This window comes from Nonomuraea muscovyensis (assembly GCF_014207745.1).
Lineage (GTDB): Bacteria > Actinomycetota > Actinomycetes > Streptosporangiales > Streptosporangiaceae > Nonomuraea > Nonomuraea muscovyensis.
In genome coordinates, this window is the sequence record NZ_JACHJB010000002.1 from 894,229 (window position 1) to 908,644 (window position 14,416).

The window sequence follows — 14,416 nt, forward strand, 5'->3', positions numbered from 1 at the left end:
GGGAGTCGCACATCCGCCTTCCGGCCCTCGGCAGGAACCGGCCGCACGGCCCTTTGTGGTCGAAACGGACAGCCGTTCGCGTCGCCGGAGCGATCCTCACGCTGTGGATCACATTCTCCCTGTTCATGGTACTGAGCAAGTTCACCCGCTTCTCGGACGTCGGCGCCCAGCTGGCCGCTCACACGAGCAGGGTCTGCGGAGACGGCTACAGCATCTACTGCACCGCCGTGATCGGCCTGGCCACCACCATCCTCTACGCTGCCCTGCTCTACGCGGTCTTCCTCACGGTGTCGTACGAACGGGTCACCCGCGTCTACCGGCAGCGCGCCCGCGCGGACCCTCGACTGCTGGTCCCGACGGTCGGCAGCATCCTCGGCGACGTGGTGGGCCGCGACCAACTGTGCGACGTGCTGATCGCCAACCTGCGTACCCGCAGGATCCGGCGCCCCCAGATCCTGATCGGCCCCATCGGCTCCGGCAAGACGGCCGTACTCGTCAAGATCGTGGAAATCCTGGCCGAGCGCGGCATGATCCCCGTCGTCCTGCGCCTGCGCGACGCCGCCCCCGGCGTCAGCATCCAGACGATGGCACGCAGACGCTTCGAGGAACTGGTGGACAACGACATCAAGTCCGCCGGTGAGGCGGACCGGGTGTGGCGGCAGCTGCGCGCCGAGAACCGGATCGTCGTGCTGGGCGACGGGCTGGAGGAGGCGCTGACCAGCGGCCGCACGCGGGAGCAGGAGACCCTGCTCGACCGCGACTCCATGCTACGGCGGGCGATCCGCCGCGTCATCGACGAGGACCTCCCCCTGCTGATCACCTCCCGCCCGCACGACCCGCTACGCGGCATGGAGGCGACCATCGTCGAACTGGAGCCGCTGGGCGAGGGCCCGGCTCTGGAGTACCTGTGCTCCCCCGAGCCCGGTCGCGGCGACGGCCGGCTTCCGGCCCAGGACGTGCAACGGCTGTACCAGCTCGTGCAGTTCGCCGACGTGGTGGAAGCACCCCTGTACCTGCAGGTCATCGAGCGGCTCACCAGGGTGAACCGCCTCTGGCAGGCGTTCCCCGAGGAACTGCTCATCAGGCGCGGCTGGAGAGGGATGGACTCCGCGGGCGTGGACCGCGCCGAACTGCGCCGCCGCCTGATGGAGGGCTGGCGCGAAGCCCTGGTCCTGGGATACGACCACGAGGACTACGCGCTGGACGAGCGGTGCCGCGCGGCGACGATCGACGTCCTGTCCGCGCTGGCCTGCATCGGGCTGAAGCAGAACCGGCTGGAGGTCAGGTTCGGCGACCTCGCCGGCGCGACCTCGCCGTACCCGTTCGACTCGGCGGGCTCGAAGACGCCGCAGCCGGGCGTGCCCCCGCACCAGACGCTGTGGCAGGAACTGTGCCTGCGGCTCGACCAGGCCGGGCACTCCGAGCTGCACGAGAACCTGGGCATGGCCGCCACCCTGGGAGCGGAGCTCGGAGTCGTGGAGGCCCACGAGGACCGGGTGCGTTTCAGGCACAGCCTCATCCAGGCCTACCTCGGATCACGTTTCCTCGACGCCGCGCTCAAGGACGAGGAGTACCGGCAGGAGGCGTACTACGACCCGGGCAGGGAGTTCCTGATGGCCCTCGTCTTCCACTCGCGCGCCGTGCGCGCCGCCACGGGCGCCGGCACGGCGCACGAGAGATTCGCCCGAGAGACGGTGGAACTGCTCATGCGGAAGGCGGACCTGGACAACGCCCGGAGCCTGGCGAACATCCTCGACATCTTCAGCGCCGCGCTGGAGATCGACAGCGGCACGCGATCACCCGACCCGGCGGCGCTCATGCGGCGGTTCGCCGGGCACTGGCGCCCGCTGAAGAAGGACGCCGGCCAGTTCGACCGGGCCGTGACCGAGGCGAAGTCCCGCTTCGTCAGGGCCGCGCGGACCGCGACGCGCATCGCGGTCAGCCGCCGTCCGGGCGCGAAGGGGGCCTCCGCACCTCAAGAGGTGTTCTGGTGGCTGTACGACAGCATGCGGCGGGAACGCGACCACGCGATCACGCAGACGGCGGCCCAGCTCATCGGTACGGGCGGCGGGGAAGCCTTCGCCGTGCTGGACAAGGAGTTCGCCCACGTGCTCGACGGGATCGGCGCCCTGGCCGAACCCGACGAGCAGAGCAGGCGGGAACGAGCGATGTGCGCCTGGCTCGCCCCCATGCTGTACCGCTCGTCGCGACCGTCGGACGACAGCACCTACGACGGCGACGAGGATGGTCATGGGGACGAAACGATCAACCGGGCCGAAGCCAACCTCGACCGGTGGATCCAGGTGATCGAGAACCTCGACGACGGCCGGCCGCTGATCTCCCTGGAAATCGCCCTGGCCCAGGGCTTCAAGTACGCGGCCAACCAACGGGACCCCTACTCGGCCGCGCGTTACGGGCGCGACCGGCTGATTGAGAAGACGGAGTGGACGCTGAAGCACTCACGCTACTGGTTCACCCACCTGACGCTCATCCAGGCGCTCACGCTGTGCTCGCTCCCGAACGATCCCGAGGAACCACTCGAATACCGAGGACGCGGCTCGGATCCGCAGGAACTCGTGCGGTACTGGGTCGAAATCGCCGCCAGCCACCGCGCGGACCAGCCACGCCAGGGGCCGAGTGGCGTCCATCCCTTCGTCAAGGAGGCCGCGGACCTGTGCGTGCTCGCGCTGTCCACCCGCCGGCCCGCCGAGTACTGCTGGATCGACGAGAGCGGCGTCGCCGCGCAGGTCGGCTCATACAGCAGGTCACGCGCCAGCCAGTACGGGCAGGACCGGTGGATCATGGAGTCGGTCGGGTGGAGCACCCTGCACCCGCGCGCCCAGCGACTGGTAGCGGACGTCCTGCTCCTGCTCAACCTGGCTGAGCGCGGCAACCAGCAGTCGCAGATCGAGGAGCGCCTGGCCCGCTCCGACCGTTCCGACCTGCCGCCGTGCATCACCACGGACCGCGAGCCGCTCGACCTGGACCGCACCATCGGTGCTGCCGAGACCGCCCATCCCGGCTCCAACTGCCTCGACGGCTGCCCGTTCCGGCTCTGTCCGTACCCGCCGCAGGGCGACATCCTGCGGCACGCCGAGTTCAACGAGAGCTTCTGCACCCAGCAGGCCACCCTGGCCGGAAGGCCCGCACCCTGGCAGGAGCTCCACCACCGGGAGCTGCGCGTCTTCTGGAACCGCATGGCGCACCGCGCCCGCCCGAAGTCGCCCGACCGCGGCGACGCCTGGCCCGCTTCCCGCCTCCCCCGCTGAGCCCCCCGCGAACATGAGCCGGAAGCCGCCCGCCGTGAACGCGGTCACCGTCAGCCCCACGTCGGCCACCACGATCGCCACGCCGGCCAGCGCCCACCCCCGCCTGCCCGACGCGGCGAAGCGGCGCGCGAACACCAGGCACGCCGCGATCACGGTCGGTGTCGCCACCGCCGTAGCGAACGCGTGCAGCATCCCGTGCCAGGTCAGATCGGTCGCCTGGCCCTCCGGCGTCCCAGGAGGGAAGCCATCGGTCGGGTCGGCGACGAAGACGCCGCCCCACACCAGTGCCGCCCCGTACAGGCCCAGCAGGATGGGACCCCACGCGCGCCCATGACCCGACGTCAGCACTCGGCGCAGCCCTGCCGCGGACGCCAGCACCAGCAGTCCGGTGAACACGAACGTGGCGATCTGGATCCAGCCCAGATCCCCCAGACTGAGCAGGCTCAGCGGGTGCCGCCGAGGATCGATGCCGTCTCGGGTCGCGAACTGCACCACCACCGAGACGACGAACAACGGTCCGGCGAGGACCCCGCACGCCAGCAGGGCCGTGGCCCCGGCCGCAGCGGGCGCCTTCGCGCTCGTGGCCGTCACGACGTCGCCCCCTGCCCGTGGCCGGCGACCCGTCCCGGCCCGCCGTCGGAACAGGGTAAGGGCCAGGCACCAGGCGATCCCGTGGCACAGCCTGTCGGCAGGCGCCGACCTGTCACGATCTCACGCATCAAGCCTCCTTGTGAGGTGTCGATCACCCGCAGCTTCGCGCGGGCGCCTGACGGTCCCAGCACGGGAAGCTGACAGCTCAGCACCGTGGGCCACAATCTCGAGGTGAGGTTCGGCATTCTCGGTCCCGTGCAGGCCTGGGCCGACGGCGAGCGCGTCGTGGCCGTCGGCGGGCCAGGCGTGCGGGCGCTGGCCGCCCTGCTCCTCCTCGACGCCGGCACCGTGGTGCCCGCCGGACATCTCATCGACGGCCTGTACGGCACGGAAGTGCCCGTCGGAGCCGCCAACGCCCTGCAGTCGCGCGTGGCCAGGCTGCGTTCCCTGCTCGGCCCCGGTCTGGTGATCTCTCACCCGGGCGGGTACCGCATGGCCGCCGCGCCCGAGCAGGTCGACGCCCACCGCTTCCAGTGCCTCGCCAGGCTGGGGCACCGTCTGCTGCGTGAAGGACAGCACATGCGGGCGGCGGCCACTCTGGACGAGGCGTTGGTGTTGTGGCGGGGCCCCGCGCTGGCGGACGTGGGCGGCGCGCCGTTCGCTTACGCACAGTCGGCGCGGCTGGAGGAGACGCGCCTCGGCGCGGTCGAGGACCCTTCATCCGCTGCGCGAGTGGCTGCGCGTCCACCTCATGCGCGCGCTGTCGGCAGCGGGCCGCCAGGCGGAGGCATTGGCCGCGTTCGAGGAGGCACGCAGGACGCTGGCGACGAGCTCGGCGCCGATCCCTCTCCCGAACTGGCAGCCGTGCACACATCTCTGCTGCTCGGAAGCAGCCGCCGCGGGCAGGGTCCGACGCATGCCGAGGCGGCCGCGGCCACGCAGGGCCCCAAGCGCTCGCGAATCGGCCTGCTGCCGCGGGCCAGGCCGGTGCCGGACATGATGCCCGGCGACACCTCCGACTTCACCGGTCGCCTCGACGAGGTGACACGGATCGGCCGTGCTCTGGCAGGCGACGGCAGGGCAGGCTCGGCCGTGCCCGTGGTCGCCGTCGTCGGCAGAGCGGGGATCGGCAAGACGGCTCTGGCCGTCCATGTCGCCCACGGCATCGGCGGCTCCTTCCCCGACGGGCGGCTCTTCGCCGACCTGCACGCCGGCGCCGACCGCCGCCCCTCCCCCGCCCAGGTGCTCGAACGCTTCCTGCGCGCCCTCGGCCTGCCGGGTCCCGCCATCCCCGACGGCCTGGGCGAGCGCGCCGAGGTCTATCGCACCCTGCTGGCGGGCCGCAGGATGCTGGTGGTGCTCGACGAGGTCCACGCCGAGAGCCAGGTACGGCCGCTGCTTCCCGGCGAGCCGGGCTGGCTCCAGCACGGCGACGCGGGTGTGCGTGCCCCGCTCTCCCTCAGCCCCGCGGGTCTCGGTGAGGACGCCAAGCGGCTGCTCCGCGCGCTGGCGGTTCTCGACTCCCCCGACTGCCCCACGTGGGTCGGCGCTGCGCTGCTCGATGTGCGCGAGCCCGTGGCCCAGGACCTGTTCGACGAGCTCGCCGACGCCCAGCTGGTCGAAGTGACGGGCCTCGGGCCCTTCGCCCGCTACCGCCTGCACGACCTCGTCAGGCTCTTCGCCCGCTACCGCCTGCACGACCTCGTCAGGCTCTTCGCCCGCTACCGCCTGCACGACCTCGTCAGGCTCTTCGCCCGCGAGCTGCCCGCCCCCCAGGACCAGGTCACGGCGCTGTCCCGCATGGTCGCCTCGCTGCTGTACCTGGTGGAACAGGCCGCCTACCGGGAGTTCGGCGGCGGCCAGCCGCACCTGCGCGGGGACACGCCCAGCAGGCCGCTGCCCGGCCCACTGACCGAGCAACTGCTGGCCGACCCTCTGGCCTGGTTCGACAGCGAGCGCGCCGCCGTCCGCTCCGCCGTACGGCAGACCGGCGAGGCCGGCCTCACCAGCCTCTGCTGGGACCTGGCGCGCAAGGCTGCCAGCTTCTACAAGCTGCGCGCCTACAGAGACGACTGGAGGGAGACCCACGAGACGGCGCCGGCGGTCGCGCGACGGGCCGGAGACAAGCGAGGCGTCGCGGCCATCCACGTCTCGACGGCCGAGCTCCTGCTCGGCACCGACTCCAACGGCGAGGTGCGCCGCGAGCTGGATGCGGCGTGCGCGCTGTTCGAGGAGATCGGCCATGAGTACGGCCTGGCCCTGGCCGTGCGCGATCTGGCGCTGCTGGACAGGCTCGAGGGCCGCCACGCGGATGCGGCCGCGTGCGGCGAGCGGGCACTGGAGCTCCTCCGACGCACCGGCACCCCCGTGGACGTCGCGTACGTGCTCATGGGGTTGGCCCACCTGAAGCTGGAATGCGGCCAGGTCGACGCCGCCGCCACGCTGCTGGAGGAGTCGCTCGCGCTGAGCGTCGGACACGGCGCCAGGCGCCTGCGCGCGTAGATCCTCTACCGCAAGGGCAGGGCACTCGGCGGAAGGCTGCGGGCATCGACGCGCGCAGGGACGCATCCTGCTCGCCCTGGCCGGGCTCGCCCTCGCCGCAGCCGACCACCGAGTCGCCGCGAGCTACGCCGAGCAGGCGCTTGACCTGCTGGAGAAGATGCGCGCGCCCATGGAGGAGATCCACGCCCTCCGCCTCCTGTGCGATTCCCGCCGTGCCGCGGGGCAGGACATCGCGGCCGTCCGCGCGCTTGGCCGGGCCATGACGCTCACCGCCTCCCTGGATGACCCCATGGCGGCCGCGACCAGGAAAGCGCTGGCCGTACGGCTGGCCGACCTCGGCGCTTCCCCGCGGCCCCAGCACATCGGAGACCACGACGGCCGTTGAGCGGCCCGCTCGTGCGACCCGGGCTTGTCGGGGTGACGGTCTTCGGCCAGGGCGAGCGCGAGATCGAGGATGAGGGAGCGTTCGGTGTGCTCACCGGCCGCGATGCCCTCCAGGACCTTGACGCCGACGCCTCGCTGGGACAGGTCGTTGAGGACGATCAGTCCTTCCAGAAGGTTGCGGCCGAGCCGGTCGACCTCCTGGAAGGTCAGCAGGTCGCCGTCGCGGATGTTGGACAGCGCGTTCAGCAGCGCGGGCCGGTCGTCGGTGGCGAGCTTGCCGCTGATCTTCTCCTCGAAGACCTTCCAGCAGATGGGGTCGAGGGCGTCGTGCTGCCGTTGGGTGTTCTGCTTGTCGGTGCTGACACGGACCAGGCCGATGAGCGCCATCGAGGAGCGCCATCCGTTCATCAAACGGGCCGCGAGAGGTAGCTGACCACTAGCCAAAATGAACGGCAAGATGAACGCTTTTGACGAGGCGTGGGGCCTCGTCCGGACGTGCTCCGGCCGGTGTTCATCAGACGGGTCGCTAGTGTCCTGAGTCGGAAATTCGTCTAGTGTTCTTCTGTGACGCGTCCGGGACCGAAGCTTGAGCCTCTTGATCTGACCGCTGGGGAGCGGGCCGAGCTTGAGCGGTGGGTGCGGCGGCGCAAGGGTGCCCAGGACCTGGCGCTGCGGGCCAGGCTAATCCTGGCGTGTGAGACTGTCGGCGAGGACGGTTTCCCGGTCTCCACCAAGGTGGTCGCGGACCAGGTCGGGGTGTCGCGGGAGACGGTCTCGAAGTGGCGTCGGCGCTTCCTGGCCGACCGGCTTGGCGGCTTGTCGGACGAGCCGCGTCCGGGTCGGCCGCGTACGGTGGGCGATGAGCAGGTGGCGGAGCTGATCGCACGGACCCTGGAGAGCAAGCCCAAGAACGCCACGCACTGGTCGACGCGGTCGATGGCCCAGCAGGTCGGCCTGTCGCAGTCGACGGTGTCCCGGGTCTGGCGGGCCTTCGGCCTGCAACCGCATCGCTCGGAGACGTTCAAGCTGTCCACCGACCCGTTCTTCGTCGACAAGGTTCATGACGTGGTCGGCCTGTACCTGGATCCGCCGGAGCGGGCGCTGGTGCTGTGCGTGGACGAGAAGTCCCAGATCCAGGCTTTGGATCGCGCCCAGCCCGTGCTGCCCATGATGCCGGGCGTACCCGAGCGGGCCAGCCACGACTATGTCCGGGCCGGGACCACCACGCTGTTCGCGGCGTTGGATGTGGCCTCGGGCAAGGTGATCGGATCCTTACACCGCAGGCACCGCGCGGTGGAGTTCAAGAAGTTTCTGATCAAGGTGGACAAGGAGGTCCCGGCCGGGCTCGATGTCCACCTGATCTGCGACAACTACGCCACCCACAAGACGGCCGCCATCAAGAAGTGGCTGCTGGCGCACCCGCGTTTCCATCTTCACTTCACCCCGACCGGCTCGTCCTGGCTGAACCTGGTGGAACGCTGGTTCGCCGAGTTGACGACCAAGCAGATACGACGCGGAGTCCACAAGACGGTGCACGCGCTGGAAAAGGACATCCGCGCCTGGATCGCCTCCTGGAACGAGCATCCCAAGCCCTTCGTCTGGACGAAGACCGCTGAAGAGATCCTTGACGCTCTCGCCTCGTACTGTCGACGTATTTCCGACTCAGGACACTAGATGAACGCCCGGGGATCTTCTTTGATCACGGGAAACGCTGCCGGACAGGCCCTGCGCTCGCCCTTCATGCTGCGGCTTCACCGCCTGGCCCGCCCAGCTGATGCGCGCCGGCTTGTAGACGATGGCGTCGCAGTAGGGACCGGGTTGGCCGTCGGCGGATTCGGCGGCGGGTGGTTCCATGCGACCCCAAGCGATGAACCGGTGCTGTCACCGCGCTCTTGGCTCAGGAAGTCGCGAGCAACAAGGCCATGGTTGTTCCGGTGACCACGGCCAGCACCACGGGCGCTACAGCGTGGGAGCGGTGGCGCCGGTGCGTGAAGTCGCGGGCACGGAGGTGGAATCCCACCGCGCCGAGCAGCAGCAGTGTGAGACCGGTCGCGGCCGTGATGGCGAGCGGTTTGAACCAGATGCCGGCTGCGAGCCCGAGCGCGCCGGCGACCTCCAGGGCGCCGATCGAGCGGGTCATCGTCGGGCCGACGCCGAGCCTGAGCAGGTTGGCCGTCACGGGATCCCGCAGCAGGACCTTCTGGGCGCCGGCGAGCAGGAAGATGAGAGCGACCAGAGTGCTCAGTGTGTTGGCGACAAACGCCATGGTACGACCTTTCGCAGAAAGAACGAACATTCCTTTTTTAAGAGGGAGGCAGTAAACTTGTCAAGTACGAATGTTCGTTCTACGTTGTGATCCCATGGCACGCATGCCCAAGGAGCACCTCGAAGCCCGCCGCCGCCAGATCCTGGACGCCGCCCGGCACTGCTTCATCCGCAACGGCTTCCATGCCACGTCCATGCAGGACGTGCTGACCGAGGCCGAGCTGTCGGCCGGGGCCGTCTACCGCTACTTCAAGAGCAAGGACGACATCATCGCGGCGACCGCCGCCGAGGCTCTGGCCGAGGTCGCGTCGGCGTTCGAGGCGGACGACGGCGCGCGGCCGCCGGATCTGGACAACATCGTCGATCTCGTGCTGGGGGTCGAGCGCCCTCCGCTGTCCGGATCGCAGGAGTCGGCCCAACTGCTGGTGCAGGTCTGGTCGGAGGCGCTGCGATCGCCGTCGCTGCGCACGAAACTGAAGGAGGTCATGGCGGAGGCCCGCGGCGTGGTCGGCGGCCTCGTGGCGCGGCATCAGCAGCGCGGGTTGCTTCCCGCCGACGTCTCTGCCGAGGACGTGGCCGATGTCCTGATGGCTCTGGTCGACGGGTTCCTGGTGCGCCGCGCAGTGTACGGCCACGCGGATTCGGCGGCCTTCAGGAACGGCATGCGAGCCCTGATGTCGGCGCCGGCTCAAGCCGCCCGATAGCGAACGAACATTCGCTCTTGACGGTCAGGGCTCAGCCGTGCTCTTCTAAAAAGAACGATCATTCGTTCTATGAGGGTGGGTTTGTGACTACGAAAGCGGACGTTCTCATCGTCGGCGCGGGGCCGACCGGCCTGGTGCTGGCCATCGACCTGGCACGGCGGGGTGTGATCCCACGGATCATCGACGCCGGGCGCGCGGACCACCGGGAGAGTCGAGCGGTGTCGATCGTGGCGAGATCGCTGGAGATGCTGGACGATCTCGGGCTGGCCCAAGCCGCCATCGAACGAGGCGTCCCGCTGCACACGCTGAACTTCTACCAAGGCACCACAACACTGGCCGAGATGGACGTGACGGCCGTGGACTCCCCGTTCCCGCTGGACCTGTGCATCCCGCAGTGGCAGACGGTCACGCTGTTGCGCGAGCGCGCCGAGGAGCTCGGAGTCACCATCGAATGGGACACCCGCCTGGTCGGGCAGCAGGCTGGCGAGCACGGCGTCACCGTGGAACTCCAGCACGGGGATGGCCGCAGCCAACGGTGCGAAACCGGGTGGCTGATCGGCGCCGACGGCGCCCACAGCACCGTGCGCGAGACGGCGGGCATCACCCGGGAGAGAGCCGACCTGAAGCGGGGGTTCATCCTGGGCGACGTCGCCGTGGACTGGCCGCTCACCCGGGACCGCTTCCATGTCTACTTCGACGCCTCCGGCCTGGTGGCCGTCTTCCCCATGATCGGGGGCTACTGGCGCATCCTGGCCAGCGCGCCGGACGACCGGCCGCCGGCCACCCCAGGCCTGGACGACTTCGCCGCCTACGTCGCCGAACGCACACCCCTGGATTCTCACGTACGCGACCTGCAGTGGAGTTCGTCGTTCGTGGCCCGCGAGAGCCTGGCCGACCGCCTTCGCCACGGCCGGATCCTCCTAGCCGGCGACGCCGCGCACAGCCACAGCCCGGTGGGCGGCCAGGGCATGAACACCGGCATGCAAGACGCCTACAACCTGGGCTGGAAACTCGCGCTCGTCGTCACCGGGCGCGCCGAGGACTCCCTCCTGGACAGCTACCAGGCCGAACGCTGGCCCATCGTCAAGGCCGTGGTCGACGCCACCTCGACCACCACGAAAGTCGCCACCGGCACCGCCCTGGTCGCCCGCAGAGCCAGGCGGCACGCGCTGCGCCTGTTCGGCCGGCTCAATCCCGTGCAGCAGCGGCTGTCGAACGCCTTCGGCGAACACCTCGTCCACTACCGCGACAGTGACCTCGTCTTCGAACGCTGGCACGAGTCACAGGCCAGGGCGTGGAGTGACGTCGCCTGTACCGGACCGGAAGCCGGCGAGCTGGTACGGGACGCCTACGTCGAGAACCGTGAGGGGCCGGTGGCGCTCCGCCACATCCTCCGGACGCCGGGCCACCACCTCGTCCTGTTCGCGGCGGACACGACGGACTCCGCCACCCTGGCTGCCTGGCAGCCCTCCGCGCACGAGGCGATGGCCGGGCACGGCGAGGTCCATGTCATCACCCGCGGCCACCTGCCGCACGACCCCATGGACGGAGTCTTCGCCGACCTGCGCAGTGAGGCGCACAACCGCTACGGCGTGCGCCGCCCCAGCCTGTACCTGATCCGCCCGGACAAGTACGTCGGCTTCCGCGGCGACAGCGTCGACTTCGCACCCGTGAGCGACTACTTCCGTGCCCTGGGCGCCCGCCCGTGACACCGCCTGCCAAGAAGAGGAGCTGGACAACCCCGTGACACAAGAACCGACCGTCCCCAGGAGCCTGGCCGGAATCGGCACGACCGCCTTGGGCGTGGCTCTCCTGCGCGCCCAGGAGAGCAGCCGACCGGACCGGCTGTTCGACGACCCCTACGCGCGACACTTCCTCCAGGCCGTCGATCCGGCGTTCACCCCTTGGGCCGCAGGGCCTTCTCCGGCAACCGCACGTTTCCTGCAGGTCATGGCCGAGCAGGTCGCCGTCCGCACCCGGTTCCTCGATCGCGCGCTACTGGATGCCGCCGAACGAGGATGCGAGCAGGTGGTCCTGCTGGCGTGCGGCATGGATGCCCGCGCGTTCAGGCTCGCCTGGCCGGCCGGCACCAAGGTCTTCGAGCTGGACTTCGCCGACGTGCTCGCATTCAAGGCAGCCGTACTTGACGGCCGCGGCGCGACCGCCGCGTGCCACCGCGTCGAGGTCGCCACCGACCTGCGCCAGGACTGGCCGCGCGCGCTGGCGGAGTCCGGCTTCAACCCGGGGCGGCCGGCCGCCTGGCTGGCCGAGGGCATCCTGTACGCGCTCCCGCCCGAAGCCGCCGACCTGCTCCTCGACCGGATCACCACCCTCTCCGCCCCAGCAAGCATGCTCGCCCTGGATCACATGAAGGACTCCGAGCTGCTTCGCAGCGCCCGCGCGGACATCTCCGCCGAGCTCGTCGACCTGTGGCGCGGCGGCCCCACCGAGAACCTCAATGCCTGGCTTACCCACCGCGGCTGGCAGCCCACGGTGACAGACATCGCCGAGGCCGCGGCCGCCTGCGAACGCCCGATTCCGCCCGCGTTCGATCCCGCCCGCGCCGACGCCGGCCACGGCTGGCTGGCCACGGCGCACCTCCCGAAACCTCGCTAAGAGGCCCTCGACGTGCCAACCATCGAGACCGGGTTCGCCCCTTGCGTCATCACCAACTGCCGCCTTCGGGTTCATCGCGCATCTCAAGCATGATCCTGATCTCCTTCGATCGTCCGGCCACGATCTGAAACCTTCCGCGCCGTGGTCGCCTGCATTTTCGTCCCCGTCGGCGTCGGACGCCGCCGAGATCGGCCGACTGCCGTCGGCGGGCGAGCCGGCGCGCGGGCAGCGCATGGAGACAGCCTCGCGGGCCGATGTCCACGTACATGACCCGTGACGCAGCGTGCATTTGGACGTGTTCCTCGACGGTGGGTCGCGATGTACTTCCTGGGAGGCCAGGGGGCCCACGACACACGAGGAGACATCGTGAATCTCAACATCTCGCGCAGGATCGGCCTCCGCGCTCTGGCGACGGGGGCACTGCTCGCCGTCCCGGTGACGGCGGTCACCGCCACACCCGCGCAGGCGTTCACCAATGTGACGGCGATCAGCGGGAAGCTGTCGGTCAACGCCGGCAACGTCGGAGACCACATCACCATCAACCTGGAGAACGGGTTCCTGGTGGTGCGCAACTTCAAGGACACCATCACAGCGGGCAGCTTCACCTGCACGAACGTCGATGCCCAGACCGTCCGGTGCACCAGCACCGGCATCACCAACATCCTGGTGAACGCGCAGGGCGGCGCCGACACGGTGACCAACAACACCGCGCTGCCGTCGCGTGTGTTCCTCGGCCCCGGTGGCGACATCTTCTCGGGCGGCTCGGCCCGGGACTTCGTCAACGGCAACGGGGACAACGACCTGATCGAGGGCAAGGGTGGCAGCGACATCCTCATCGGTGATGAGGGTGGTTTCGACCAGGTCTTCGGCGGTGCGGGCACCGACTTCTGCAACGCCGAGGCGGAGAACTCCTGCGAGGGCGACGCGTAGGGGCGGCTCGACCGGACTCACCGGCCCGCGTGCCCACGGCATGACGCTGTGGGCGCGCGGGGAACCCGGGAGCGAGCGGCCGGGTCGGGGCTGCGATCAGCTCCCGCGGCAGGTCTTCGGCGGCCTGTGCCCGGCGCGGCCGAGAGTCTGCCGGCACACACCGAGCACGCGGTCGCGCAGCCACCGGTGAGCGGGGTCCGCGTCGAGCCGGACATGCCACAGGAGCGACACGGTCACCTCTGGAGCGGGGAAGGGCAGCTCGAAGGAGTGCATGCCGCGCCGGAGGTCAGTGGTGTGACGCTCCGGGACCGTGGCGACCAGGTCCGAGGCCCTCGCCAGCGCCAGGGCGGCGCCGAAGCCGTCCACGACCGTCACGACCTCCCGCCGGTTGCCTGTCGGGTGAAGCGCCTCGTCCACCAGGCCCTCGGTCAGGCCGCGCCGCGAGACGTGCACGTGGCGCGAGGAGGCGTACCGTGCCGTCGTCACCTTCCCGCCGCTCAGCGGGTGCTCGTTCCGCACCACCCCGACGAACCGGTCGGTGAACAGAGGCCGGCTCAACACGTCCGGAGGCAGGGCGAGCTCGACGACACCCGTCTCCAGATCGACGGCGCCGTCCCGCAGGAGGCCCGTGCTCTTGTCGGTCTTCTGCACGAACCGCAGTCGCACGCCGGGCGCCTCGTCGCCCACCTTGGCCACCAGCTCCGGTCCGAACCTCTCCACGAACCCGTCGCTGCTGCGCAGCGCGAACGTCCTCTCCAGCGTCGCCAGGTCCAGCTTCCCGGCCGGCCGCAGCACCTCCTCGGCCTCACGGACCAGGCCCCGTACGCGGTCACGCAGTTCAAGGGCGCGGGGCGTGGGCACCAGCCCGCGGCCGGCCCGCACGAGCAGCGGGTCACCGGTGGCCCGCCGCAGCCGCGCGAGCGCGCGACTCATCGCCGAGGGGCTGAGCGCGAGACGTTCCCCCGCCCGCGTCACACTGCCCTCCTCAAGCAGGACGTCCAGCGTGACCAGCAAGTTCAGATCGGGCCGTGCCATGCGCACACGATCTCACAGATCAGCCCGGACATGGCGTCGCATGCATGGATAGCTTGCCATCTTTGCGTCTTCCGCCAGGTCGGGAGGGCGCCTACTGTCCGTTGCGACCCCCTCTCGACT

9 protein-coding genes and 2 pseudogenes are annotated in these 14,416 nt (G+C 70.1%); 7 read left to right on the forward strand and 4 right to left on the reverse strand.

Annotated elements, in window-relative coordinates; translation table 11 throughout:
* Positions 1–125: 125 nt before the first annotated feature.
* Positions 126–3,269: an NACHT domain-containing protein gene (locus tag FHU36_RS43625; RefSeq protein WP_221496478.1), complete on the forward strand. Its 3,144-nt coding sequence runs from the start codon at positions 126–128 to the stop codon at positions 3,267–3,269.
* Positions 3,270–3,320: 51 nt separating this feature from the next.
* Here FHU36_RS43625 and FHU36_RS46860 read toward each other — a convergent pair.
* Positions 3,321–3,860, reverse strand: a pseudogene (locus FHU36_RS46860) (DUF998 domain-containing protein); the annotation flags it as partial.
* Between the two features lie 492 nt (positions 3,861–4,352).
* Here FHU36_RS46860 and FHU36_RS46865 point away from each other — a divergent pair.
* Positions 4,353–4,860: pseudogene (locus FHU36_RS46865) on the forward strand (BTAD domain-containing putative transcriptional regulator).
* Between the two features lie 1,625 nt (positions 4,861–6,485).
* Here FHU36_RS46865 and FHU36_RS43630 read toward each other — a convergent pair.
* On the reverse strand, positions 6,486–7,133 hold the full coding sequence (locus tag FHU36_RS43630; protein WP_221496479.1) for a recombinase family protein: 648 nt from the start codon (positions 7,131–7,133) through the stop codon (positions 6,486–6,488).
* Positions 7,134–7,310: 177 nt separating this feature from the next.
* Between FHU36_RS43630 and FHU36_RS20745 the strand changes: the two genes are divergently transcribed.
* Complete coding sequence (locus FHU36_RS20745; protein WP_185085597.1) at positions 7,311–8,420, forward strand: IS630 family transposase; 1,110 nt, start codon at positions 7,311–7,313, stop codon at positions 8,418–8,420.
* 223 nt (positions 8,421–8,643) lie between these two features.
* Here the strand turns inward: FHU36_RS20745 and FHU36_RS20750 are convergent, their stop codons facing one another.
* Positions 8,644–9,012 (reverse strand): DoxX family protein, encoded by a 369-nt coding sequence (locus FHU36_RS20750; RefSeq protein WP_185085598.1) that lies wholly within the window; start codon positions 9,010–9,012, stop codon positions 8,644–8,646.
* Between the two features lie 94 nt (positions 9,013–9,106).
* Here FHU36_RS20750 and FHU36_RS20755 point away from each other — a divergent pair, with 94 nt between their 5' ends.
* The 4 genes from FHU36_RS20755 to FHU36_RS20770 all read left to right on the forward strand — a co-directional run bounded on the left by FHU36_RS20755 (position 9,107) and on the right by FHU36_RS20770 (position 13,261).
* Entirely contained in the window at positions 9,107–9,715 is a 609-nt protein-coding gene (locus FHU36_RS20755; RefSeq protein ID WP_185085599.1) for a TetR/AcrR family transcriptional regulator, read from the forward strand.
* 83 nt (positions 9,716–9,798) lie between these two features.
* The gene (locus tag FHU36_RS20760; RefSeq protein ID WP_185085600.1) at positions 9,799–11,424 is read left to right on the forward strand and encodes an FAD-dependent monooxygenase; all 1,626 of its coding nucleotides are present in this window, start codon (positions 9,799–9,801) and stop codon (positions 11,422–11,424) included.
* Positions 11,425–11,458: 34 nt separating this feature from the next.
* Positions 11,459–12,331 carry an SAM-dependent methyltransferase gene (locus FHU36_RS20765; protein ID WP_312891720.1) on the forward strand — a complete coding sequence of 291 codons (873 nt, stop codon included), beginning with the start codon at positions 11,459–11,461 and terminating at the stop codon, positions 12,329–12,331.
* 366 nt (positions 12,332–12,697) lie between these two features.
* Positions 12,698–13,261 (forward strand): hypothetical protein, encoded by a 564-nt coding sequence (locus tag FHU36_RS20770; RefSeq protein ID WP_185085601.1) that lies wholly within the window; start codon positions 12,698–12,700, stop codon positions 13,259–13,261.
* A gap of 96 nt (positions 13,262–13,357) precedes the next feature.
* Here FHU36_RS20770 and FHU36_RS20775 read toward each other — a convergent pair whose 3' ends face one another.
* Positions 13,358–14,296 (reverse strand): LysR family transcriptional regulator, encoded by a 939-nt coding sequence (locus FHU36_RS20775; protein ID WP_185085602.1) that lies wholly within the window; start codon positions 14,294–14,296, stop codon positions 13,358–13,360.
* Between the last annotated feature and the right edge of the window lie 120 nt (positions 14,297–14,416).